At 36.8% G+C, this 23,064-nt stretch carries 26 protein-coding genes and 6 pseudogenes; 22 read left to right on the top strand and 10 right to left on the bottom strand.

The features are described from left to right. Positions 1 to 41: 41 nt before the first annotated feature. Positions 42 to 1,040, bottom strand: a complete 999-nt coding sequence (locus NSQ84_RS05680) for a LacI family DNA-binding transcriptional regulator (RefSeq protein ID WP_066249868.1) — start codon at positions 1,038 to 1,040, stop codon at positions 42 to 44. A gap of 929 nt (positions 1,041 to 1,969) precedes the next feature. Between NSQ84_RS05680 and NSQ84_RS05675 the strand changes: the two genes are divergently transcribed. Continuing rightward, positions 1,970 to 2,143 (top strand): DUF4274 domain-containing protein, encoded by a 174-nt coding sequence (locus tag NSQ84_RS05675; RefSeq protein WP_165381986.1) that lies wholly within the window; start codon positions 1,970 to 1,972, stop codon positions 2,141 to 2,143. Here NSQ84_RS05675 and NSQ84_RS05670 read toward each other — a convergent pair. Beyond that, a pseudogene (locus NSQ84_RS05670) lies at positions 2,144 to 2,301 on the bottom strand (IS3 family transposase); the annotation flags it as partial. 69 nt (positions 2,302 to 2,370) lie between these two features. On the opposite strand from NSQ84_RS05670, the pseudogene NSQ84_RS05665 reads away from it, so the two are divergent. The 3 genes and pseudogenes from NSQ84_RS05665 to NSQ84_RS05655 all read left to right on the top strand — a co-directional run. After that, positions 2,371 to 2,700 (top strand): annotated as a pseudogene (locus NSQ84_RS05665) (transposase); the annotation flags it as partial. A 12-nt stretch (positions 2,701 to 2,712) separates the two neighbouring features. Then, complete coding sequence (locus NSQ84_RS05660; RefSeq protein ID WP_066249867.1) at positions 2,713 to 3,108, top strand: hypothetical protein; 396 nt, start codon at positions 2,713 to 2,715, stop codon at positions 3,106 to 3,108. Positions 3,109 to 3,603: 495 nt separating this feature from the next. Continuing rightward, positions 3,604 to 3,720 carry an immunity 22 family protein gene (locus tag NSQ84_RS05655; RefSeq protein WP_261308774.1) on the top strand — a complete coding sequence of 39 codons (117 nt, stop codon included), beginning with the start codon at positions 3,604 to 3,606 and terminating at the stop codon, positions 3,718 to 3,720. 228 nt (positions 3,721 to 3,948) lie between these two features. On the opposite strand, the gene treR is transcribed toward NSQ84_RS05655, so the two are convergent. The 4 genes from treR to NSQ84_RS05635 all read right to left on the bottom strand — a co-directional run bounded on the left by treR (position 3,949) and on the right by NSQ84_RS05635 (position 8,457). Continuing rightward, complete coding sequence (gene treR, locus NSQ84_RS05650) at positions 3,949 to 4,695, bottom strand: trehalose operon repressor (protein ID WP_063386458.1); 747 nt, start codon at positions 4,693 to 4,695, stop codon at positions 3,949 to 3,951. Positions 4,696 to 4,718: 23 nt separating this feature from the next. Continuing rightward, positions 4,719 to 6,404 carry an alpha,alpha-phosphotrehalase gene (gene treC / locus NSQ84_RS05645; RefSeq protein ID WP_066249864.1) on the bottom strand — a complete coding sequence of 562 codons (1,686 nt, stop codon included), beginning with the start codon at positions 6,402 to 6,404 and terminating at the stop codon, positions 4,719 to 4,721. A 117-nt stretch (positions 6,405 to 6,521) separates the two neighbouring features. Further along, positions 6,522 to 7,937, bottom strand: a complete 1,416-nt coding sequence (gene treP, locus NSQ84_RS05640) for a PTS system trehalose-specific EIIBC component (protein WP_063386460.1) — start codon at positions 7,935 to 7,937, stop codon at positions 6,522 to 6,524. A 34-nt stretch (positions 7,938 to 7,971) separates the two neighbouring features. Next, positions 7,972 to 8,457 carry a PTS glucose transporter subunit IIA gene (locus tag NSQ84_RS05635; protein ID WP_063386461.1) on the bottom strand — a complete coding sequence of 162 codons (486 nt, stop codon included), beginning with the start codon at positions 8,455 to 8,457 and terminating at the stop codon, positions 7,972 to 7,974. A gap of 426 nt (positions 8,458 to 8,883) precedes the next feature. Between NSQ84_RS05635 and NSQ84_RS05630 the strand changes: the two genes are divergently transcribed. From NSQ84_RS05630 to NSQ84_RS05595, 8 genes and pseudogenes are all read left to right on the top strand, one after another. Next, positions 8,884 to 10,593, top strand: a complete 1,710-nt coding sequence (locus NSQ84_RS05630; RefSeq protein WP_339212347.1) for a hypothetical protein — start codon at positions 8,884 to 8,886, stop codon at positions 10,591 to 10,593. An 11-nt stretch (positions 10,594 to 10,604) separates the two neighbouring features. Beyond that, positions 10,605 to 10,898, top strand: a complete 294-nt coding sequence (locus NSQ84_RS05625; RefSeq protein ID WP_094245387.1) for a hypothetical protein — start codon at positions 10,605 to 10,607, stop codon at positions 10,896 to 10,898. A gap of 324 nt (positions 10,899 to 11,222) precedes the next feature. After that, the gene (locus tag NSQ84_RS05620) at positions 11,223 to 11,660 is read left to right on the top strand and encodes a hypothetical protein (RefSeq protein ID WP_232515500.1); all 438 of its coding nucleotides are present in this window, start codon (positions 11,223 to 11,225) and stop codon (positions 11,658 to 11,660) included. 7 nt (positions 11,661 to 11,667) lie between these two features. After that, a complete protein-coding gene (locus tag NSQ84_RS05615) occupies positions 11,668 to 11,949 on the top strand; it encodes a hypothetical protein (RefSeq protein ID WP_130158595.1) in 282 nt (93 codons plus the stop codon). A gap of 84 nt (positions 11,950 to 12,033) precedes the next feature. Next, positions 12,034 to 12,495, top strand: coding sequence for an Imm30 family immunity protein (locus NSQ84_RS05610; RefSeq protein ID WP_327874245.1), 462 nt, complete (start codon positions 12,034 to 12,036; stop codon positions 12,493 to 12,495). Positions 12,496 to 12,895: 400 nt separating this feature from the next. Beyond that, positions 12,896 to 13,028 (top strand): annotated as a pseudogene (locus NSQ84_RS05605) (recombinase family protein); the annotation flags it as partial. Positions 13,029 to 13,113: 85 nt separating this feature from the next. Then, a complete protein-coding gene (locus NSQ84_RS05600) occupies positions 13,114 to 13,416 on the top strand; it encodes a contact-dependent growth inhibition system immunity protein (RefSeq protein WP_063389303.1) in 303 nt (100 codons plus the stop codon). Between the two features lie 91 nt (positions 13,417 to 13,507). Beyond that, a complete protein-coding gene (locus NSQ84_RS05595) occupies positions 13,508 to 13,753 on the top strand; it encodes a DNA-binding protein (protein ID WP_066247273.1) in 246 nt (81 codons plus the stop codon). 234 nt (positions 13,754 to 13,987) lie between these two features. On the opposite strand, the gene NSQ84_RS05590 is transcribed toward NSQ84_RS05595, so the two are convergent. After that, a complete protein-coding gene (locus NSQ84_RS05590) occupies positions 13,988 to 14,185 on the bottom strand; it encodes a hypothetical protein (RefSeq protein WP_130158591.1) in 198 nt (65 codons plus the stop codon). Between the two features lie 372 nt (positions 14,186 to 14,557). Between NSQ84_RS05590 and NSQ84_RS05585 the strand changes: the two genes are divergently transcribed. The 5 genes and pseudogenes from NSQ84_RS05585 to NSQ84_RS05565 all read left to right on the top strand — a co-directional run. Beyond that, entirely contained in the window at positions 14,558 to 14,848 is a 291-nt protein-coding gene (locus NSQ84_RS05585) for a transposase (RefSeq protein WP_339212343.1), read from the top strand. Between the two features lie 59 nt (positions 14,849 to 14,907). Continuing rightward, positions 14,908 to 15,216, top strand: a complete 309-nt coding sequence (locus NSQ84_RS05580) for an IS3 family transposase (protein WP_339212341.1) — start codon at positions 14,908 to 14,910, stop codon at positions 15,214 to 15,216. A gap of 121 nt (positions 15,217 to 15,337) precedes the next feature. Continuing rightward, positions 15,338 to 16,837 (top strand): IS21 family transposase, encoded by a 1,500-nt coding sequence (istA, locus tag NSQ84_RS05575; RefSeq protein ID WP_327848831.1) that lies wholly within the window; start codon positions 15,338 to 15,340, stop codon positions 16,835 to 16,837. Positions 16,838 to 16,839: 2 nt separating this feature from the next. Beyond that, positions 16,840 to 17,577, top strand: a complete 738-nt coding sequence (istB, locus tag NSQ84_RS05570; RefSeq protein WP_327848832.1) for an IS21-like element helper ATPase IstB — start codon at positions 16,840 to 16,842, stop codon at positions 17,575 to 17,577. A gap of 50 nt (positions 17,578 to 17,627) precedes the next feature. Continuing rightward, a pseudogene (locus NSQ84_RS05565) lies at positions 17,628 to 18,173 on the top strand (IS3 family transposase); the annotation flags it as partial. A 539-nt stretch (positions 18,174 to 18,712) separates the two neighbouring features. Here the strand turns inward: NSQ84_RS05565 and NSQ84_RS05560 are convergent. Beyond that, complete coding sequence (locus NSQ84_RS05560) at positions 18,713 to 18,820, bottom strand: helix-turn-helix transcriptional regulator (RefSeq protein WP_277986857.1); 108 nt, start codon at positions 18,818 to 18,820, stop codon at positions 18,713 to 18,715. A 17-nt stretch (positions 18,821 to 18,837) separates the two neighbouring features. On the opposite strand from NSQ84_RS05560, the pseudogene NSQ84_RS05555 reads away from it, so the two are divergent. The 5 genes and pseudogenes from NSQ84_RS05555 to NSQ84_RS05535 all read left to right on the top strand — a co-directional run. Next, positions 18,838 to 19,308 (top strand): annotated as a pseudogene (locus NSQ84_RS05555) (transposase); the annotation flags it as partial. A gap of 92 nt (positions 19,309 to 19,400) precedes the next feature. Continuing rightward, on the top strand, positions 19,401 to 19,721 hold the full coding sequence (locus NSQ84_RS05550) for a polymorphic toxin type 47 domain-containing protein (protein ID WP_339212732.1): 321 nt from the start codon (positions 19,401 to 19,403) through the stop codon (positions 19,719 to 19,721). Positions 19,722 to 19,739: 18 nt separating this feature from the next. Beyond that, positions 19,740 to 20,162: a DUF6756 family protein gene (locus NSQ84_RS05545; RefSeq protein ID WP_242009372.1), complete on the top strand. Its 423-nt coding sequence runs from the start codon at positions 19,740 to 19,742 to the stop codon at positions 20,160 to 20,162. 102 nt (positions 20,163 to 20,264) lie between these two features. Next, entirely contained in the window at positions 20,265 to 20,444 is a 180-nt protein-coding gene (locus NSQ84_RS05540; RefSeq protein WP_242513875.1) for a hypothetical protein, read from the top strand. Then, positions 20,423 to 21,457, top strand: a pseudogene (locus NSQ84_RS05535) (ISL3 family transposase). The gene NSQ84_RS05540 and the pseudogene NSQ84_RS05535 overlap by 22 nt, the downstream one beginning before the upstream one ends. A 570-nt stretch (positions 21,458 to 22,027) precedes the next feature. Here NSQ84_RS05535 and NSQ84_RS05530 read toward each other — a convergent pair. Continuing rightward, positions 22,028 to 22,456: a hypothetical protein gene (locus NSQ84_RS05530; protein WP_066248228.1), complete on the bottom strand. Its 429-nt coding sequence runs from the start codon at positions 22,454 to 22,456 to the stop codon at positions 22,028 to 22,030. Positions 22,457 to 22,461: 5 nt separating this feature from the next. Next, entirely contained in the window at positions 22,462 to 22,662 is a 201-nt protein-coding gene (locus tag NSQ84_RS05525) for a helix-turn-helix transcriptional regulator (protein WP_066248232.1), read from the bottom strand. Positions 22,663 to 23,064 lie beyond the last annotated feature (402 nt).

Here is a 23,064-nt window from a genome sequence, read left to right as displayed (position 1 = left end):
CCGGTTCCTAACTTTATGAAATGGAACCGGTTCCAGTCTGATTATAAGTCATTAGGAATGATGCTGTCAACGCTTTCTCGTTCAATAATTTCATATTTTGATAATGTTCTTTTTGGAACTGACTCCTCATTGACAAGCTTTACAATGTTTTGCGCTGCCATCTTTCCAGCCTCTTTAAAAAACAGTTTTACTGTTGTTAGCCCTGGGTGAATAATTTCCGTCACATCATATCCTCCAAAACCCGTAATAGAAACATCCTTTGGAATGCTCAATCCTTTTAATTGTGCTGCCCTTAAAGCACCAAGAGCAATATTATCCGTTGCACACACAATGCAAGTCGGCTGAAATCCTTCTAGCATTTCTGTTACTCTTTGTTGAGCAGCAAACATATTAAAACCTGTTTCAAAATAACGAACCTCACATCCTTCCGCTTCTGCTATTGCCCTTTTAAATCCTTCCTTTCTTCTTACTCCAACTGCCACATCCTTTTCGGTAACACCTAAGTAAGCAATTTTTCGATGCCCTTTCTCTAATACATATTTTCCAATTGCATAGCCTGCTTCCAAATCATTATGAATCAGACTATGTACATCCGGATGTTCTTGACCAACAAGAAGAATCGGGATGTTCACCTTTTCAAATGCCTCTAAATGTACTTGTGTAATTTGAGTAGCAAGTAAAATAATTCCCGCAACTTTTTGACTAGCAAGGCTATAAATCGTTTCAATTTCACGTTCAATTTGCTGATTCGTATTGGATATTAATAATTGAAAATTCAACTCTTTTAATTGTTCATCAATCCCAATTAAAGTATGCGATGCTGCATAGGAATCTAATCGCGGAACAATCGTTCCAATAAAATATGTTTTCTTAGCCTTTAAACTTTGTGCAAAAGGATTAGGTGTATATCCTGTTTCTTTAATGGCAAGTTCAATTTTTCTTTTTGTTGCTTCACTAACGGATCCACCATTTAAGTAGCGAGATACAGTGCTTTTGGAAACTCCCGAAATTTTTGCTATATCTGCAATAGTTTTATTCATTCCTAGTCCACCTCAAAAATGAGTTCTCTTTTTTTTATTATAATATTAAACCCATTTTTAATGCATGGGGTAACAAAATAAGCATTCGAGATTTAAAATCCTGTGCTCCGAATAATAAAGCAATCGGTCATTCACCGATTGCTGCAAATTTGATAGGTTACTTCTAGGATCGATTGATTCCTCCACTTTTGCTGGGGATTTAAATCACTTCTGGGATCTTTCCCATCACTTTGGCTAGGGATTCAATCACTTTTAAGCACTTTCCCATCACTTTGGCGGGTGATTCAATAATCAATCTTTTGTTTCCACTACTCGATCGACTCTCAACTTTTGAACATGTAAATAGGTCAATGCCCTATATCTCAAGGATTTATGACTTTTCATCTCGATGATTCCGACTGGTCTCAAACCAGCAACCCCCACCCTGTCAAGGTGTAGTAGTAGGATAAATCATAGTCTAATAGAATGCAAAAAATTTATTTTTATCTTAAACAAAAATACGCCAACAAACATATTATAAAACCAAAAAATCGACAACAAGCTGCCGTCAAGATTACCTGCAAAACAGAATCATTTATGGGGCCGTCCAGAAATCAAATCGCCATTGAAAACAAAAAATCATAAACACCGATATATCAACGTTTCTAACACATTAATGGGGGCGTCAATAAGCCGTAAAAACGACTTATTAGACACCCCCTTTTTATTTTGAGACAATATGATTGGTCTCTATTACCTAAATAAGGTTTGCCACTATATCCGAACCAAGGTGTATCTGTGGAACTTTGGGAAAGACAACTAAATAAACTAGAAAAATAATTGAAGATAAATGCCTATAGGAAACAATATTTCCTTGTAGGTTTTAATTACGGGAGATTTTTCGTTTAAGATAAACATATAAAACTTAGATTGTGAAAAGGAGGGGGTTTATGAATAACAAAGAGTTAGAAAAGTTAAAAGAGCTCCTGTATTGTGAAGACAATGAAGAAGTAAAACATATAAATAATTCGATACTTCTTCATATATTTGCAGCAAATTACAACTGGGATAATGGTTTTGAAATTCCTAACAATAGAGTTAGTGAGATTTTGTTTTTCTTGTGAATAGAATGTTTCAGCCTTTAATGAAGAGAATGAAACGATTCTATTACGGCATGATCATGGCAGTTTCCTTTGCGGGACATGCTCGTGGTAATGCCTTTTTCTTTGGCTAAATGTTGAAAAGCATAAGACGTATAGACCGCCCCTTGATCGCTATGGAGTGTTTTTCCTTGTCCCATTTTACTGGGTCACTTCATTTTTTTATAATTGCTTTTAAGATTACTAAATAGGGTATTGGTAAAAGGGAACAAGTATTAGATAAAGTCAAGACATATGAACAGGCTAGAAATAAAGCACTAGACCTAGTTGGAGATTTAGGACCAAATTCAAAGCCATATATAGGAACTCTTAAGTCAAGTGCTGGATATGGTAAAGTAATTGGTAGGCAGTCTGCTGACAGAAAAGTAAGATGGAGATTAGATTATGACCCAAATAAGGGGACACATATAAACATTGAAGATTTTCGCAATGGTAAAGGGGCTAATGCTCGAAAAATCGTTATTCCATTCGAGGGTAACGAAAGCACCTTTAAATCTTTATTAAAACATTTGAATAGATAAGGGGGAATTTGAATGAGTTTATTTGATGAGTGTATTGAAGCACTAGGTGAGAATGTACACGTCTTATCTGATAGTGAGAGAGAGCAAGTACTAAGAGATTTTGAGAATTCTTTTCCATTTACTGAGTGGGGGCGTATTGAATGGGAGAAAGTGACTTATCATGCTAAAGTGAATACAGTTGATGAGATCATCTCCTTTTTGAACCAAAACATTGATGAATACAGCAACGTTATATATGTTATTTGGGATGAAAGGACATTACCTATAATTCAATCTGAGTTAAATAAAGTATTTGAAGTTATAGATGATGTTACTGCTGTAAGTTTTGATACATGGATATTTTCACCATCTTCAGGATATGTTATTGAGATATTTCATGACGGTGAAGTAAGAATAGGATTGAAGTAAAATATCATTGAATTAACCCTCAAAAGGTGAATATAAATTCTCTTTTGAGGGTTTTCTACTAGTGACGTAGTGCCGAACGAGCTGCTAGTGATACAATTTGTGCATGTAATCTATTCAAGTTCTATATGATAATTTTTAGAGTTATCTTGTACGCACAAAATGTGTATAAAAAAGATGCCCTATTTTACAATTTTCATCAAATATAACCCACTGAAAAATTATCAGTTACTACCGTTTTTTTCGCCAAAAACCTTACCCTTGTTTTCCCACCATTTTATAAAAATTTTTTCGTAACTTTTTCTTCGCTACCACCGATTACTATAGCGAGAGGATTACTCCACCTCAATTAGCTTCTGGCAAGAACCGCGTCATATCAAGATTTTTGAGGATGATTCCGACTGAACTCAAACCAGCGACCACTATCCCTGTCAAGGTGGCGCTCTCACTAAAGAAGATGGAGATTTACTACCTTCCGAATTTGAAAAAGACTTTAACATTGATTACTACAATGAAGATTTTAGAGAAATAGAATTCTATGATGAGCCATCGATTGATTGCCGTGTTCTAATTGAAGGCTTTTCTTATGATGAGGAGAAAATTCAAAATTTATAGAGTTTTGCGGTGATCGTTTAAATCAAGAAGCGAACTCAGTTCTTTTACTTTATAACTTTCAATATAATGGAAATATCAATGAAAAACATCAGTTTAGATTTCTAGGAGCCGTGCAATATAAGTAATTATAAACACCTTGAATGAGTGTTCGACACTCTTTCAAGGTCAGCTTGCCAACAAAGTCTACAAGCTGAGTGGAGAAAAACAACTCGTTTTTCTCCACTGGCTTCATTTTAAGGACTTATCGGACATCCCCGGGTGATGAGTACGCCGCGCAAAATCAACAAACCGAAATTTATCGAGCCGATGTCTCGATTCGGTATACTGAAACAAGCTCGCATCTTCTAAGTAGACAAAATTTTTCACCACTACTACATGCTCGTAGCCGTTTAAATCCATATATTTTTGATCCTCAGCTGTCACTCGGTCGACAAACATTTCTTTTTTCGCAAAGCTAATGCGAAGCTTTAATTCATTTTCGATATATTCATAAATCGAATTTTCACAAATGCCGCGCGTCAATGTTGGAACGAATTTTTGGCAAAGAAAGTCCTTGTCTAAAATAATTTTCTCTTCTTCTATTTCCCTAGCACGAATCACTTTCCAAACTTTTTCCTTATTTTCGGTTTCCAATTGTCTTTTAATATATTCATCAGGCTCGATCAATTCCAGTTCATGTACGATCGTTCTTGCCGGCTTGTTCATTTTTTGCGCCAATTCTTTAAAGCTGACAAGTCCAGAGACAGGAAAATCATATTTTCCTACATCTAACACAATCGAACCTTTTCCTTTTATTTTTTGAATATAGCCATGCTCTGATAGAAGATTGAGCGCTTTGCGAATCGTCTCACGCGATGTTTGATACCGCTGGGACAATTCATTTTCAGAAGGCAGCTTTTCGTTCGGCTGAAAAATGCCTTTGCGAATATGAAGCAAAAGGTCGTTGTAAATCGCCATAAATTTATTTTCCTTCATAGTCATCACCGAATTGTATAGTATCATTTTGTTAAATGATACACAATCGCTTCATATGGACGCAACATGATTTCTTGTACATGTTCAGAAGAGTCATTATAGTTGGAAAGTAGGATACGGCTTGTATATCCGTTTATATCAAGCTCATTCGGCAAAACAAATTCTGTTTGGCCGCCAAAAAAGTTGGCCACTACTAGAAGCTTTTCACCATCTCCATTGCGCACATAAGCAAAAATTTGCGGATGATCCTCTAACAATAGCTGATAGTTTCCTGTTGTAATAATGTCATAGTTCTTTCGCAATTCAATCAAACGTTTGTAATGGTAAAAAATCGATGTTGGATCCTCTAATGCTTTTTTCACATTAATCTCTTTAAAATTCGGCGCGACATGAATCCAAGGAGTCCCAGTTGTGAATCCGGCATGCGGACTGTCGTCCCATTGCATAGGTGTCCGTGAATTATCGCGCGATTTACATTTTAAAATTTCAAGCACCTCTGCTTCTGTTTTTCCTTGCTCAAGCAAAATTTTATACATATTTAATGTTTCCACATCACGGTATTCTTCAATTCGCTCAAACTTCGGGTTGGTCATGCCAATTTCTTCACCTTGGTAAATATATGGTGTTCCTTGCATCATATGAATAACTGTTGCCAGCATCTTCGCCGATTCTTTATGATATGCTCCATCATTGCCATAGCGCGACACAATTCTCGGCTGGTCATGGTTGCACCAGAAGAGCGCATTCCAGCCTCCGCCTTTATTCATCTCCACTTGCCAAGTAGATAAAATTCGTTTTAGAGCCAGAAAATCGAATGGAGCTGCCACCCATTTTTCACCATTTGGGTAGTCTACCTTTAAATGGTGGAAGTTAAACGTCATATTCAATTCGTTCCGTGCTGGATTAGTATATTGAATGCAATGGTCAATGGTGGTCGATGACATCTCACCGACTGTCATAATATCATATTTAGAAAATACTTCCCTATTCATTTCCTGCAAAAACTCATGGATGCGCGGACCGTCTGTATAAAATCGGCGGCCGTCACCCAATGGCAGGGATTCGTCATCATCGAGAAAACGTTGATCTTTCGAAATCAAATTAATGACATCTAAGCGAAAGCCATCAATTCCCTTTTGAAACCAAAAATGCATCATTTCATAAATCGTTTTGCGCAGCTCTTCATTTTCCCAATTTAAGTCGGCCTGAGTTACATCAAACAAGTGCAGATAATATTGTCCCGTTTGCTCATCATACTCCCAAGCCGATCCGCCAAATTTGGATTTCCAGTTTGTTGGAGGGCTGCCGTCTGGTTTGGCATCCTTCCAAATATAAAAATGGCGGTAGCGGTTTTCTTTTGACGAACGTGCCTGCTGAAACCACTCATGATCGGTCGAGGTATGGTTTACGACCATATCCATTATCACTTTGATACCGCGCCGATGGGCTTCAGCAAGCAAACGCTCGAAATCCTCCATTGTTCCATAATCTTGATGAATGCTAAAATAATCACTAATATCATAGCCGTTATCTCGCTGCGGCGAAGCATAAATAGGCGTCAGCCAAATGACGTCAATCCCTAATGTCTTTAAATAGTCTAATTTCTCGATAATCCCTTGCAAATCTCCTATTCCATTTCCCGTCGTGTCTTTAAAGCTTTTCGGATAAATTTGATAAACAACGGCTTTTTTCCACCATGGCTGCTTCAATGAATATCACCTCGTTTATAATTTTGAGACTATCGGGAAAAACGATACCATTGGCGGTCATTCACCAATGGTATGAATCTTTGATTATTCATATTTATTATTTAGAACACAGTTCTATTAATTATGATCTTTGCGAATTTTTCCTAACACAAATGTTAGGGCAAATGGCAGCACAATCGCGATCGCCATTCCAATGAAAAACGGCGCCCATTTTTGCTGAACGATTGATAAAAACCCAGGAAGACCGCCAACACCAATAGAAAATGCGATCACTTTATTGAGCGTAATGAACATTCCGCCAATTGCTGCTCCGATCATCGCTGAAATAAATGGATAACGGTAGCGTAAATTCACTCCAAACATGGCCGGTTCCGTGATACCCAAATAAGCTGAAACGGCAGATGTGAATGACAGCCCTTTCAGTTTTTCATCTTTTGCTAAAAACATCATGGCTAACGCCGCCGAACCTTGAGCGATATTAGAAAGAACGAGAATCGGCCATAAAAATGTTCCGCCAGTGTTGGTGATCAGCTGCAAATCAACCGGCAAGAACGTATGATGCATCCCCGTGACAACAAGAGGGGCATATATCGCTCCATATAGAAGCCCGCCAATTGCTGGAACATTATGAAACACTGAAACAAATACACTTGTAATCCCGTTGCCGATTGCAAATGTAATCGGTCCGATCGCAATAAACGCTAAAAAACCGGTAAATAGCAGCGAAAGCGGAGCGACTAACAGCAACTGAAACGCATCGGGAATTCGTTTACGCCAAAACAGCTCTGTTTTCGCCAGCACGTACGATGCCACTAGCACAGGCAATACTTGACCCTGATATCCTACCTTTTGAACATCCAATCCGAACAAATTCCATACAGGAATGTTTCCTTCTTCTTTCGCTGCTCCCCAGCCCCATGCGTTTAACAAATCTGGGTGAACAAGCATTAAGCCTAGCACAATACCAAGCAATGGACTGCCGCCGAATTTCGTTACCGCTGACCAACCGATTAAACCTGGCAGAAAGACGAACGCCGTATTGGCAATTAAGTTAATAATGCTGGCAAGATCGGCCCACTCTTTATGCACTTCCACAAATGATTTGCCTTCATAAAAAATATTTTGGCCTGTCAGGATATTATTAATTCCCATCAACAAACCTGCTGTCACAATCGCCGGCAAAATCGGAATAAAAATATCAGCTAATGTTTTAATCGCACGCTGAAGCGGGTTTAGCTTCGCTTCCGCTGCATCTTTAATCTCTTGCTTTGTCGCGCGGTCAATCCCCGTCAACTCCACCATTTCGTTGTACACTTTATCGACAAGCCCTTGTCCAATCACGACTTGAAATTGACCGTTTGCCGAAAAGGAGCCTTTGACGAGATCAATGCTTTCCAAAGCCTCTTTATCTACTTTTCCCTCATCCTTTAATGCAAATCTTAACCGGGTAACACAATGTGTTGCCGCTACAATATTCTCTTTTCCTCCAACAGACTCAACAATCTTTTCAACTGATTGTTTGCTGATATTCATGATGATCCCCCCGTAATCGTTTACAAAACAAGTGTTATTTTGCTACGACAACCATAAATGAATCCGTTCCTGCCTGCACGCTTTCGAGCGACTTCTTTTCGAGTGATTGAACGGCATCCATATTGGTGATGACAATCGGTGTGATCGTGCTTGCTGCTTTTTCTTTGATCAATGCAAGATCGAATGTCAGTAAACTGTCGCCCGCCTTGACTTTGTCACCGACCTTCACATGTCCAACAAATCCTTCACCGTTCATCATAACGGTGTCTAAACCGATGTGGATCAATAGCTCCAGTCCCGTCTCAGAACGAATACCAATCGCATGCTTCGTATGGAAAAATTGAATAACTTCCCCATTGACCGGCGAAACGACAATTCCGTCTGCAGGATCAATAGCCACTCCATCCCCCATGAGCTTTTGGGAAAATGCTGGATCAGGAACTTGTTCGATCTCGACTATTTTTCCGGTTAAAGGGGCTAAGAGCGTTTCCTCTTTTTTTCGAAACCATTTTTTTAACATTATGAACTCTCCTTTTAACCGCTTTCAAAACTTGTATATACAAGATGCTTTTATTTTAACCTGTATATACAAGTTCGTCAATAAAAAAGTTACCCGTATACATCGTCACCACTGAAAAAGTACTTTATTTAATAAAAGAGTTCCTAATTTTGAACTTCCCCCTGTCAAGTTTACAGTGGAAATAATAAAAGTTGCTTTATACGGCTTTGGTCCTATATTCCATAAAGGGCATTTTTATTCGAGACAATATAATCGGTCTCTATTACCTAAATAAGAAAATAATCTAGAAACCTCTTGGTAGTTTTTTCTTAAAATTCCCCTTTTTCATTTCTATTTACTAAAAATTCCTTTATCTGTCTTATAATGAAACAAAAAGCTTTTCCACTTGATGGAATCCATTTCGTTTCAATCGGAGGCATGGATACAGTGAATGTCAACTATATACCTTCAGAATGGGAAAGGACCAAGAAAGGAATCGGCAACCTGATCGGCGTCGGTGTATGGGGAAAAGGCATGATCGACAACTTAAAAGATATCAGCGATCTTTTGGAAGACGCCCAGTCAGACATAGCCAAATATGACAGCGATGGTGTCATCTCTTTCACCCATACCGATCGCAAAAGCCAATATCAAAGCTTATATGAGGATTTTCTTGTCATGCACCGCTTTAGCGGCCGCATCGGAGATATTGTCGACCGCACCATCGATGAGCCGTTTTATCAAGATATCGATGCTTTTGTCGAAGCGATGCGCGACTTATCGATATCAGAGATCAAGACGAAAAACCGCATCGGCGCAAAAGAAACAATCGTTGTTCCAGGAACTTATGGCTCACAGGAGACGATCGAAGTGCCGAAAGCCGAGGTCGGACTGGAAGATCTGTTCAGCGGCAGCAACTACTATGCCAGGCTAATGGAACGGGAATACGCCTCATGGAAAGAACTGAACACCCGCCAGGACTTTTCGAAAAAAGAATATATACAGACGACATTGAATTCCCATGCTTTTCAGTATGAATCGATCAAAGACGGGCAAATGAACAAAGAATTCTGGGGGCAAATAGCGGCGCTCGTCGTGATTGTCGGCGTCTCATTTATTTGTCCGCCAGCAGGGATGGCATTGGGCATGGCCTATGGTACACTGGAATTAAGCTCGGCCGTTTCCGGAAAAGACTGGATTTCAGGGAGGGAACTAGAAACAGGCGAAAGAGTATTCCGCGGTGTCCTCGCTCCATTGGATATCGTCCCTGGCGTCAGCGCGCTTTCTAGATTCAGCAGCGCCGCCCGCTTTTCACCTCTAAGAGAAGCAAGTGATCTTCAATTATTAACGGGGTTAAAAACGGGCTTCCAGCAAAAATCACAACGTGCCTCCGACATAGTTGTCCATGCTGAAAAAGACATCGTTGCCCGCATTCGAAATGCGAAAGCATGGGCGAAGGAAATGCCGCATCATTTGAAAACCGGCGCAGCAAACGGTGCGTTGCAAGTCGGCCGATTCGTAGACAACGCCGCAACAAACTTAAGACACCTCCTGCCAAGCCGGCAAATGGGATTCGCCATGAAAGGGGCTGGGAATGTTAAGGTTCCGGTGGAGAATAAGATTCAAGCTTGGTTAAGTAAGTTGGATGGGATAAATGTAGGCGGAGGTAAAGCAGGCAACGATGGCGTTGAACTTAGCACTAAGGGTACTGGTAAAAAAACAGTTGAAAAAGGAAAAGATTACTCAACTCGTATTGACAATCAGGTAGAGGAAATTGAAAAAATGCCTTTACCTTCGAGTATTGCTACTACATTTAAAGATTCAAATTATAGAACAGTGATTACAAAAGAGAATGTTACAGTCTATAGAGTATTTGGCGGGCATGCAGATGCAGGCGGAACATTTGCTACAACTTCTCCGGCTGTAAATAGGATACAAACTAAAATTGACTTAGCTTTACTCCCAGAATGGAAAAATACGAGGAACTATGAAGCCGTAATTGAAGTTCCAAAAGGAACTATATTGAATATTGGCAGAGCTGAAAAACAAATTACTAAAACCGGTAGTATTCTAAAAGGGGATGCTGACCAAATTTTATTACCTTTAAATTATTCTTTAGAATGGATAAAGGAAATTAGGCCAATACCTTCAAAATAGGAGGTTTTGTTATGCAAAACGAAGAAATGGATAATATTAAAATTCAAATACAAAAGGTTATGGATTTAGTTTATGAAAAAAAAAATCAGAGGGAACATAAATTTTTAGATACATTATTAGATAAGTTGAAAGAATTATCAGAAACTGTAAATACCAATAGCAATATTGATGAATTAAGGAAAGATTCTAAGCTAAAAGGAGCCTTGAGAGCGTATTTTGATACCAACTTAGTTGAGAGTTACGATGAACCACTAGTAATTGAGTTAGATAAATTAGAAGTAATGTTGCAACAGAAGACGAATTAAAGTGTTTTTTTATTTAATATCTACACGGAACATATTTATTCCAAAGAATTTAATGGGGGGAAGGACCAGGAATTTTAAAAATATGCTTCCTCTAAATTTAATATTGGGTAGTATAAACAAAAAATTTACTAAGTATTTAAAAATTATTATCTTCGTATAGTTATGACATCAAAAAATAGACAGTTCAAAATGCATATACAGCTAAAGATGACTCCAGTACAGTTGGGGTCATTTTTTACATAATGAACCGTTGAAGGAGAAATAGAGAAGCCAAATTAAAACAATAATAAGGGTACTGGTAAACTTTATAGAGGAGATAGTTTATTGCATTCACCTAAAAGATCTAATGGAATTGGTAAGCCATTTATATCAGATTCAGGTAATTTAGTTCCTGCAAATAGTAAAGGTATATACAAAAATCGACAAGTTACTGTTATAGAGCATATTTTAGGAGGTTACAGAAGGGGAGCAAAATCAAATAGCCCTTATATTAGTTTCACTGGTAATAAAGGTATTATTGGAAATTATGGGGATTACTTAATAGAATTAGATATTTCTTCTTTGAGAAAAGCGATTAGATCAGGAGAAGTTAAAAATGTAGCTATTTTATCCCCAAAACAGATTCGAAAATTAATTGAGAGAGATAGCTCTTCTTCTGATTTTTGGAAAAATAGAGCGTTAACTTGGACTACAAGAGACAATGAATATTTGATCAGAGGAGAGATACCTAGCAAATTCATAAAAATTTCTCCTAAGGAGTGAGTATATTATGTTTTTATATTTCCAAGATGAATGTCTAGGCGAAATACAAGATATCAACACTGAAGGCATGTGGATGTATGGTAAACTTATACCTAATCAAAATATAGTAAAGTTTAAAGAGTTTTTTAAGGCTCTGACGGATGAAGAAAACGATTTTAAAGAGAGTGAATATAATGAAGAATGGCTGAAGGATGAAAATTGGTTTATTGTGAATGATCATCAATATAAAAGAGGAATTTATTTGCCGGCTGTGTATGAAGACTGGGAAATAAATTGGAGATGGAGGTAACTGATTTAGAACAAAAACCTTGATTGGCTATAAGCCATTCAAGTTTTTTCTAATTTAAATCTAACAGCTAAGGAGGGAATATTTTTGGATATTAAGTCGGAAATAAAAAAGGTATACGATAACCGTCTGCTTAAGACAGAAAAACAAGTGGAAGAATTTGAGCAAGCTTTAAAAATTATATATGAATATGGTGAGGTTTCAATTATTAAAGATTTAATTTTAGCTTTTGATGATAATACTGAACACCATGAGGTAATGTTTAACTTGGTGCATACTATTGAGCATTTATATAAGAATAAAATAGAGGAAGGGTTAAAACTAATTGCTACTTCTGTGCCAACAGTTATAAGTTATGGGAGGGAATGGATAGAAATTTTACATTACAGAATATTAAATCACCCCCATGTACGTACAATTTATGCAATAGTTTTGGAGAATATCGACATCAAAACAAGAAATATTATTAAAGATTTGTTAGGAGATATAAAGAAAGAAGATCCAGAATTGTTTGGTGAGTCAGTAGATGAGGTATTAGATAATATTTAAGAACTAATTATGAAAACCTTGATTGGCTTTATGCCTTTCAAGGTTTTTATTTTAAAACTAACAGATGTATCAAATAATAAAGTGCAATTACGAGAAAATTTATATATCGTTTTTACCAACATTTTAATTCAGACTTCATAATGGTTCTGCCTACTATGAGTTTGGCTGTGATGCATGGTGAAACTATTAACAACACTAATACCCTTCGAGTATGCTTTAAAACACGAGAGAAAGCTTTCTCGTGGCGAGAAAGAGGGTATAAACTTTTAACTGACTGTGACAATAAGAGCTGGCAAATTATTTTTGTATTGTATTTTCACTAAAGACGGTCGTATAATACTCGTCATTGTTAACAAGCGTTACGTTAATCTGAATTTGCGTAACGGAGGGGGAAGGTATCATGAATGTGATTGGATATATCCGAGTTTCCACACAAGGGCAAGCCAAAGATGGATACAGCCTTGCCTACCAAGAAGATGAAATTAAAGGCACAAGGATACACTCTCTTACGTGTGTTTAAGGATGAGGGAATGCTAACATAGTATTAAAGAAGGATGAAGCAGGGAATTTTATTTTAACTGGTTATTCAACCAAATAATGGAATGGAGGGAAAAATGCTTGTTAGTCAAAAATAATCCAGAAGATCCAGTTTTTCAGTTCTTGGCTGGGACTTTTCATCAAGATGCAGATTCACCTGAAGAGGCATTACAAGAATTGTTAACAGAGGAAAGTAAAGAATATCTTAAATCTGCTATCGTATTTTTAACAGAATTCATCAATAGTGAGTATTCGGATGATGAAAAGAATGAATACATTCAACACTGTGCAGACGGAGTATATTTTCCTGATCTTGAGCTAACTCCAATTCAATGGCTAAAAAGTGTAGTAGAACAATTAAAAGAAGCTGTAAAAGCAGAATAGAACTACAAATTCTTGAGTACCTTGATTGAGTAAAAACTCTTTCAAGGTTTTTTTTCTAGCAATGGGAATTATATTGGAAAGTGGTGAAAAAATGAAACAACCAACAAAAGAAGAAATAATTAATAAATTAAAAATGATTTTACAAGGAAAGCTAACACTAGAAGAAGTAGCAGATTGGGCTTCAAAATATGTAATGCAGGATGAGCCAAATATATCAGATGAAACTGTTTGGGAACTTTTACAAATTGTTTCCGGAATTGATTTAAAAGATAGTCCAGATGAATATCTACATGTAGAACAAGACATTATAGATTGGATAAACAAGTATAGCAATTAAAAAGCGTTAAATAACCTTGATTGGTTACAAGCCTTTCAAGGTTTTTCTATTTTAAAGCTAACTCTACAACTGCCTTCATGGTTCGTGCCTCTCACCCTATAGAATGGATCCATGCCGGACGCACAAGAAAAATGCGATTCTTGTATTTCACAAAAACCGCGTCATACCAAGGTTTTTAATGATTATTCCGACTGGGCTCGAACTAGCGACCTCCACCCTGTCAAAGTGATGCTCTCATTGCTGAGCTAAGGAATCTTCATAAAGCTTTGAAAGCTCTTCAACAACATAAATATCTGTGGGTTTATTGTTGTTTATAATACTGACTATTTCTCTTTGGAACTCTCCATCCCTACTTAAAATTTCTGCTGCTTTCTCATTAGCTTCTTTTTCGAATTCACTCTCTTTGTATTTAGTTCTGCGATATTCTTCCATTGTCATACCATTTTTAAATTGTTTTACATGAACCAATTCATGAATGAAGATAAACTTTATAAAAATTCTTATCGCTTCTTTAAACACACTCAAAACGTGAATTTTTGAAAAATATCCTTGACGCCTTTACAAATACTCTCGGTAAAAAATACCACTTTTTCAACTTGGGACTTATCTTCGCTTGGCACTGTACTTGCTAGAATTGAATGATCTGGAACTTCTTGTTTAATTCTAATAGAATCCGTAGTAATTTTATATTCTATATCCTCAATATCATCTAACTCTTTTTTGATGGAAGAATGAAATGATGTTAGACTAAAAAGTAGACACAGATTATTATAGTAATAATAGACTGAAAAATGAGGTGTCTACATGACAAAAAAACAAAGGCGGTACGAGGAAGACTTTAAGCGTCAAACTGTTCGTTATATTTTGGAGGAAGCGAAATCCGTTGCACAAGTGGCTCGTGAGCTCAAAATTAACGAAAATACTCTTCACGGCTGGATGAAAAAATATAAGCAAGAACCTGAAATAACAGAAACCCAAACGTTTCGATCCGAAGACCACGAAGTTCGTGAACTGAAGAAACGTATTCGGGATCTGGAGGAGGAAAACTCCATCTTAAAAAAGGCGATGCACTTCTTCGCGAAAGACCAACGGTAAAATATTCATTTATCCATGAGCATCGCTTCGATTACCGATTGGAGAAGATGTGCGAAGTATTGAAAGTTTCTCGAAGCGGTTATTATAAATGGCGTGATCGTCCCAAAAGTGCTAGACAAGAGCGTCGAGAAGAATTGACGCAGGAAGTGCGTCGTGTGTATATCGAATCTCGCCAACTGTATGGGAGTCCAAAGGTTGCCAAAAAGCTTAATCATGAAGGCATTAAGGTTTCACAGAAGACGGTTTCCCGCATAATGAACAAAGAGGGAATGAAGTCTCGTACCGTGAAAAAGCATAAGGCTACCACTAACTCAAAACATAACCATCCGGTCCACGAAAATGTCTTAAACCTGTTTATTGCAAAATAAAAGTACATAGTTTTGCAAGAAATTTGTGCAGAATAGCTGCATAAAAAAAGGCTTGCCAGCTCACCCAATAACCTCTACTGTTGAGATTGAGCAGAACTTAACAGTAGGAGGATAAGAAAGGATGCTAGCAATGCCTGAAGTTAATTATATCAAACATTTAAGAGAAGTCGAAGATATGTCAATCTCTGAGATCGCTAAAAAGACAGGTAAAAATTGGAGAACAGCAAAAAAATACGCTGACGGTGAAGTACCAGTAGAATCTCTTCCCTTCCGTCGAAGGGGAATGATGTACGAGGAAGAGTACGGAGAAATCGTAGATTGTTGGCTTGAGGAGGACATGAAGCTTAAGAAAAAAGAAAGACGAACAAACAAGAAGATGTTTGAACAACTTAAAGAAGAGCACGGGTTTAAAGGTTCTTATCGAACCGTTTGTGAGTACATTCAGCATCGCAGACCACAAATAAAAGAAGAAAAAACCACAAGATACGAACGTCTGGAGCACCCTCCGGGCGAAGCCCAAGTGGATTTTGGAAATATGACGGCTGTAAAAGACGGCGCATATAAAGACATCAAAACTCTTATTCTCAGTTTTCCATATAGTAATGCCGCCTTTTCTTATCCCCTGCCGGCAGAAAACTCGGAGTGTTTTCTAGAGGGCTTGAAACAGTTATTTCACCAGGCTGGGGGTGTCCCGACATATTTACGAATTGATAACCTGTCGGCAGCGGTTGTAACGGTAGGCAAGGGAGACAAGAGAAGCTATACGGACTCTTTCTTACGCTTCCAGTCCTATTATGGATTTGAAGTACAACCATGCAATCCCGGTAGTGGACATGAAAAAGGGAATGTAGAGAAAAAGGTAGGCTATACAAGAAATAACTTTTTTGTAACAGCCCCAGTAATGGAGGATTTTTCACAACTGGCCCACTGGCTAGAAGAGAAAATGGTAACCGATCGAAAACGCCCTCACTACGAAAAAGGAGTTCCGATAGAAGAATTGTGGGCTGAGGATCAGAAGCAATTAAAAGCTTTGCCAATCAGTGATCTTCCAATCTTTTCAATCGACTCGGCTACTGTAAATAAATATGGCGAGATTCTAGTCGATAGAGAAAAATTCCTTATTCATAAAGCGAGGATCAAACAGACACTAGTTATTAAAAAGGAATGGGACAAATTCACTTGCTTTTCGAATGACGGTGAAATGATCTATCAAGACTCACGTCCCTATATGATGACCACAAGGCCTATACCATGGGACAACATCTTGGCCGACTGGGAGAAAAAGCCACGTGCTGTTAAGTATTCTCGTTTCTTTAAATACCTGCCCGAAAGAGTACAAACTTATCTTACGATAAAACCTGATGAGATTAAGAAACGGGTGGCAGGCTTAAAAAAACTGCTGGAGGTTCATGCCTTACAAGACATCCATAAATGTTTGGAAATGGAGCAACGTATTGAAAAAGAGCCGCACGAATTGGGTTCCTTATTGGAAGCTCAGAAAGCAACTTATCCGGAAAAATTGTCAGAACCCCATACCCCTTCTGTATTACTAGATTATGAAACGGATTTAAGCATGTATGATCAGAGGCTATGTCCGACCTTAGAAGGGAGGGATAACTGATGATCGCTCGTGATCTGAAAGAAGTCTGTAAAACCCTGCACCTTGCTTATATAGCTGATCAGTATGAAGACATTGTCTTTGAGAATAAAGAACAGTTTTTATGTGATGTATTACTGGCCGAAGTCTCATCAAGACAAGCTGCCAAGGTATCGAGACTAATAAAAAAAGCCAAATTTAGAGAACTGAAATGGTTGAAAGATTATGAATGGAACGACCAGTTGCATCTGCCAGCTACCACGACAAAAGAAGAGATTTGTGACCTTCGTTTCTTACATGGGAAACAAAATTTATTGCTTCTTGGCTCACCAGGAACAGGCAAAACCCATTTAGCGACAGCTCTTGGATTAAAAGCCTGCGAAAAAGGGTTTGAGGTTCGTTTCTTTCGTGTCGCAGATTTGGTAGGACAATTAGAGGAGGCGTTAAAAGAAGGTACTTTACAACGAGTAAAACGTCAAATCGATAAGTGCGATTTACTTATACTAGACGAACTGGGATATGTTCCTTTCCAAAAACAAGGATCGGAATTATTGTTTCATATCATAGCCGACTGTTATGAACATAAAAGTGTGATTGTCACATCGAATTTAGAGTTTGGCCAATGGAATCGAGTGTTTGGAGATAACCGCTTAACTTCCGCTTTAGTGGATCGCTTGGTACACCATGCCCATATCATCGCATTCACAGGTGAAAGTTACCGGCTGAAAAATGCTCTTTCTTCTGTGAAATTGAATGGTAATTAATGTAAAAAAATAAAGCTGCAAGCCTATGTATTTTTCGCTGCAATACTCTGCACTTTTTGCTTGCAAAAAACATCTTAAACCAACATTTTACTGTTACGAAACCAAATGAAGTATGGGTAGCTGATATCACCTACATTCCAACGGATGAAGGTTGGCTTTATCTAGCTAGTATGATGGATTTGTATTCAAGGAAAATAGTCGGCTGGCATATAGACTGTTCCATGAAAAAGGAGCTAGTGTTAAGTGCTTTAAAGCAAGCCTATCAGCGTCAACAACCACAGGGTTCTATCCTCCATCATTCTGATCGAGGGAGTCAATATGCTTCAAATGACTATCAAGCTAAGCTAATGGAATACGGAATGAAATGTAGCATGAGCCGCAAAGGAAATTGTTATGACAACGCTTGTATTGAATCATTTCATGGGGTTATAAAAAAAGAACTAATCTATCAGACTCGTTATAAAACAAGGGAGGAAGCAAAAAAGAGCATATTTGAGTATATAGAAATATTTTACAATAATAAACGTATTCACTCCGCAACAGAGTATTTTTCGCCATCTGAATACGAACGTATGTACTATAAAAAGGGAGCTTAATGAACATATTAATAGAATAGTTAGACCCGAAAATTTACCTTTTAAAAATAATTAGGACAACGTCGTAATTATTTTTAAAAGGCCACCAAGCGATAGCGCGGTAGCTGCGAAAAAAAATCTATAAATTTTTGTGTCTACTTTATTGACCTAATATCAAAATGCACCTGTTAACTCATCAATTATTTCTTCTATTTCTTTTTTACTAATAAACTCCATTTCCTATTAGTTAAAAGTAAGAATTTACATGTTTCATATTATCATGCTCTACTGTTGAAAAACGTTACAATTTACAATATAAAAGGTATTCTTCCTTTCCACACAGTAGACTAAATATTCAGTTTCTTGTGTGTAGAAAACATCCCCTCTATTATATTTAAAATACATTACACCCACTGAAAAATTATCAGTTACTACCGTTTTTTTCGCCAAAAACCTTACCCTTGTTTTCCCACCATTTTATAAAAATTTTTTCGCAACTTTTTTATAAAAATTTTTTCGCAACTTTTTCTTCGCTACCACCGATTACTATAGCGAGAGGATTACTCCACCTCGATTAACTCCTGGATGTCGATGTCCAGCACTTTGCACACTTTTTCTAATGTTGAGAGATAAACTCTGCCCACGTTGTCTGAACAAAGATGGCTGATGGTGTTCGGGCGCAGCCTTTAAGAAGCAAAAAATCAAAAAAGTAGATAAAGAGTTAAAAGCACTTACCAAGCCTTTAGGGATACAGCTTGAAACGATGCCAGGCATTAATACGGTGACTGCATCGGCTTTCATTGCAGAAATCGGGGATATTCATCGTTTCACTAACTCCGACAAACTCGCAAGGTATGCAGGTATAGCCCCTGTCAGAATAAGTTCGGGCGGCAAGGAAACTATTCAGAAAAGCAAACAAGGAAACAGGAAATTATACACTATCTTTTATAACTTGGCTGTTCAACAAAATACATATTTGTAAAGGCAGTAAAACTCCTCGAAATCCTGTGTTTTATGAGTATTATCAGAAAAAGCTAGCAGAAGGTAAAACCAAACAACAAGCGCTTATTTGCATTATGAGAAGACTTGTCAATATTATCTATGATATGAGAAACACAAGACCGCTTATATCATGCCTGAACGGAAAGTCAGTTGATATAATGGGTGATGGTTAGTGAAACTGCCACCCATTTATAAAGTACATTTTTATAATTTCCTAAGGGTACAGGTAACACTGAGTTAGGTAAAATAACAGGATATAAATTTAAAGAAGATGTTGATTTAGATTTTAGGGGAACAGGAAAGACATATAGGGACTCATTAAATGAAGCTTTTATTAGGACAGGTGTACCGAGAACAGAATTTACTGTGACTAAGCGGGGAAGATATGCTAATGGTAAATCATTCCCAGTAGAGTGGAGAGCTAAAAATGGTGCAGAAATCAATATTGATATTGGACATACAAAAAATGGTCCAGATGTTCCGCACATTGGTTATCAAACTGGGGAAAAGAGGTGGAGGAGGAGCCATACGTGGGCATATACTGGTAGACGATGTAACTGTAAATAGATAAATGGAGGAATGTATATGTTGTGGAATATTGAGGAACAGATTATGTCTGCTGCTGCTTCTATGAACATCAATGTAACCAAAATATCAGAACATGATACAGAATTAAGATTTCAACAACTTTCCAGAAAATACGCTAACGGTACTAAATTATTTCCGTTGTGGGAGCATCTAGATAACGATATAGCTGTACAACATCCAGAAGCTTGGAAATGGATTGCTGAATATATTGGAAATTCTCAAGCTATTTTGATGTTTAACCCATCCGATGAAAAATCGTCTTATGAAGTAGAGGGGGGAGAAAATCTAGTAAAACTACTGTCAGAAATGTTTAATGTTGAGTTCTATGTTACTAATAAGAACAATGAATATTTATTATGTTTTAACCATCATGATGTACTAATTGCATGTGGAGATGCAACCGAATGGATAAAAAAATAGATTCTTCACCACATTTTGTGATTTAACCCAAAAAATAAGGAAAACACTCACGAATTCCTAGCAATAAAGTTAGTGTCACTTAACATGACAGGAGGTTCTAAAGTGTTTTCCGTATCACTAGATTTGCCAGAATTTGAAGTTGTTAAACAAGTGTTTCTTGAAGATTGCAATTTGTTACATGTTGAGAAAAATACTACAGAAGAACGCTGTTCTTATTTCGGTTTTTTTCTAGTCATGTCCATGACTGGCGGACAAGAAAGGTGCGTGACTTGTCCGTATTAGGTAAGCCCCTTTTCTTATTTGTCAGAGTGTATAGATACCGTTGTCACAACTGTAATGAGGGATTTTCACAAACATTTGAATGTATCCGTCCTAATAAGCATCAGACCAATCGGTACAGAGAATATCTGTACGAAATGTGCATTGGCTCTACTATCCAAGAAGTGAGTCGAAAGGAAAAAATACCTTATACAACCGTTGAGAGAATATTTTATTCCGTTGCTAAAGAAAAAGAGAAGGAGCATTTAGAAATTCTTGAAAGTGTTTTAGAAAACAATGAATTAATCCTTAACCTTGATGAGATCGCTGTCCGAAAGGGTCACCGATATGAAACAGTTCTTATGGATACCCAATCCGGGAGTGTGCTTGGTATGGAACATCAACGGAGTTATCATTCAACTCAGATCTTACTTGCCAAGAAGATTCTGTCTAATAAATGGGTTCATACCGTTGTTATGGATATGTGGGATCCCTTCCATAAAGCTGTTAAATCTATATTCCCAGAGGCCTGTATCGTCATTGATAAATATCATGTGGTGCAAAAGGTGACACATGCACTTGACCAAGTTAGAAAGAAAACTCCTGGACTAAAAAAGGGACGGTTTAAACTCTTGAAAGGTTCTGAAAAGTTAACGGCTAATGAAAAACAACAATTAGACGAGATGCTCAAAGAGCATTCAGAATTGTCATATGCCTATTTTCTAAAAGAACTATTTAGAAAAATATACCAAGTGAATGACTATGATACAGCTGATTCACTCTTAGAAGAATAGATTCAACTCGCATGGAGCAGCCCATTTCCTTCATTTCATCAAGTAGCCAAGACGATAGAAAATTGGAAGGCACAAATTTTACAATATTTTCTTATCCCTTTTACGAATGGCCGGATTGAAGGTACAAACCATAAGAGTAAGAACATCAAAAGACGTGCTTTTGGCTTCAGAAACCTTGAAAGATTTCGGCTACGTGTATTTTTGGAATGTACAGGTAAAACTTATAAAAATCAGGTTGCTTAACCATGCCCTTCATCAGCTTTCCGCATTGTAGTTGGTAGAATGGAATCCGTCAAGGAAAGCACTTGACCGCCTTCATCTACCAACTTAGTGGTCTGCAAGCTGACGAAGGAGCTACTCTAGATTGAGTATCAATCTCGCTAACTTATTTCCGGAATTGTGTGAACATCACAGAATATGGTGATGAGACAAAAAATTTTTAAAGCGAAAAATTCTGCAAGTACGCCCAAAAAAGGACAAACAGAATATTTGTAAACCAAAGATACAAAATACCCCAATTTATTTGGGTTTCTTTTAAAACTCTTTTTAATAAAAATCTAATTTTACAAAATGCTCATAGTAATAATAGACTAAAAAATGAGGTGTCTACATGACAAAAAAACAAAGGCTGCTATCATTGATTTTGTAAACTTTGAAAAGCAAAAATATATAAAATCTTCCTCAACGTTTAAATCGTTCACTGGAATTTAGGCCATTCTTTTTGGTGGGACAACAGCCACGGAATATTCGCCTGCTATTCGTTTATTTAATTTTAAATATTTTTTAAAAAAGTTTTTCCAATTGTTTATTCCTTCAATCTGTATGATCATCTATGCTTTTCTTTCTCAAATAATATAGATAAGAAATCGGAACGATTCCACATATAAAAATTATTCCTGCAATTAAAACACCATTAATTGCAGTAAATCCTTCACTTAATGATGTGAGGATTCCTATTATAGTTGAAATAAGTGTTAATACAACAAGTGATATTAGGAATCCTTTTTTGGGTGACCTTTTTTGACTTTCATATTCCACACTAATGTTCATTGATAAGAAAGCTGATACGACCGTTGTAAGGATAAACACAAACCATAATGGATTTTCTCTCATTCCATCTATTCCTTTTGTTATTAGGTCATAGCCTAATATTCCGATGATTCCAAGTGTCTGTAAAATGTAGGCAATTCGTAAATTTTGCAGATTTTTCAATAATAATCGTTCGTCTTTTATTTTTTGCAATTTAATCACTCTCCCTTGTCTACCCAAAAAATTTCATCTAACGTTTTATTAACCGCATAACAAATTTCGAGGCACAATTTTAAAGTAGGATTGTATTTTCCTTTTTCGATTAAACTGATAGTTTGGCGAGTTACACCAACCTTTTTTGCCAGTTGTTGTTGGGTCAGATTTACTTGGATACGAGCAACTTTAAGATTGTTTTTCACAATTTCAAAACCCTCTCTGAATGTAATTTATATATTACATTTTATACAATATATATTACATAATTCAATATATATATTACATTTTGGATAAAAAATTTTACATTATTTATATTTTTGATTTGCCAAAGAGGAGAAAAAAGCAGGGTAATTTGATATGACAATTACCCTGCTTTTTAATGTACTTTCAAAAGTTATTTAATTTTGCACTTTAAAAGGGAATCCGTTAGTTAATAAGTGATCTCTCCATTCGTTCAATAATTCTTTACACAACCTATTAATTTTTTAAAGTACAAACTGAAATGAAATCCATTTTGTATAAACCAATTAATGATATTTCTGTTAAATATTTTGATATCATGTATAACAATTGTATCAAATTTGGTCTTTCTTAAATTGTTTAAG

Origin of the sequence: Aeribacillus sp. FSL K6-3256 (assembly GCF_037965805.1) — a bacterium.
Lineage (GTDB): Bacteria > Bacillota > Bacilli > Bacillales > Aeribacillaceae > Aeribacillus > Aeribacillus composti.
The sequence above is the reverse complement of the archived record's forward strand: the minus strand, read 5'-3'. Positions and strand labels throughout refer to the sequence as shown.

Bases quoted from the DNA above. Each gene is read 5' to 3' on its own strand.
- NSQ84_RS05680 (WP_066249868.1), bottom strand. From the start codon at position 1,040: ATGAATAAAACTATTGCAGATATAGCAAAAATTTCGGGAGTTTCCAAA.
- NSQ84_RS05675 (WP_165381986.1), top strand. From the start codon at position 1,970: ATGAATAACAAAGAGTTAGAAAAGTTAAAAGAGCTCCTGTATTGTGAA.
- NSQ84_RS05660 (WP_066249867.1), top strand. From the start codon at position 2,713: ATGAGTTTATTTGATGAGTGTATTGAAGCACTAGGTGAGAATGTACAC.
- treR (WP_063386458.1), bottom strand. From the start codon at position 4,695: ATGAAGGAAAATAAATTTATGGCGATTTACAACGACCTTTTGCTTCAT.
- treP (WP_063386460.1), bottom strand. From the start codon at position 7,937: ATGAATATCAGCAAACAATCAGTTGAAAAGATTGTTGAGTCTGTTGGA.
- NSQ84_RS05635 (WP_063386461.1), bottom strand. From the start codon at position 8,457: ATGTTAAAAAAATGGTTTCGAAAAAAAGAGGAAACGCTCTTAGCCCCT.
- NSQ84_RS05625 (WP_094245387.1), top strand. From the start codon at position 10,605: ATGCAAAACGAAGAAATGGATAATATTAAAATTCAAATACAAAAGGTT.
- NSQ84_RS05615 (WP_130158595.1), top strand. From the start codon at position 11,668: ATGTTTTTATATTTCCAAGATGAATGTCTAGGCGAAATACAAGATATC.
- NSQ84_RS05595 (WP_066247273.1), top strand. From the start codon at position 13,508: ATGAAACAACCAACAAAAGAAGAAATAATTAATAAATTAAAAATGATT.
- NSQ84_RS05590 (WP_130158591.1), bottom strand. From the start codon at position 14,185: ATGGAAGAATATCGCAGAACTAAATACAAAGAGAGTGAATTCGAAAAA.
- NSQ84_RS05585 (WP_339212343.1), top strand. From the start codon at position 14,558: ATGACAAAAAAACAAAGGCGGTACGAGGAAGACTTTAAGCGTCAAACT.
- istA (WP_327848831.1), top strand. From the start codon at position 15,338: ATGCTAGCAATGCCTGAAGTTAATTATATCAAACATTTAAGAGAAGTC.
- NSQ84_RS05545 (WP_242009372.1), top strand. From the start codon at position 19,740: ATGTTGTGGAATATTGAGGAACAGATTATGTCTGCTGCTGCTTCTATG.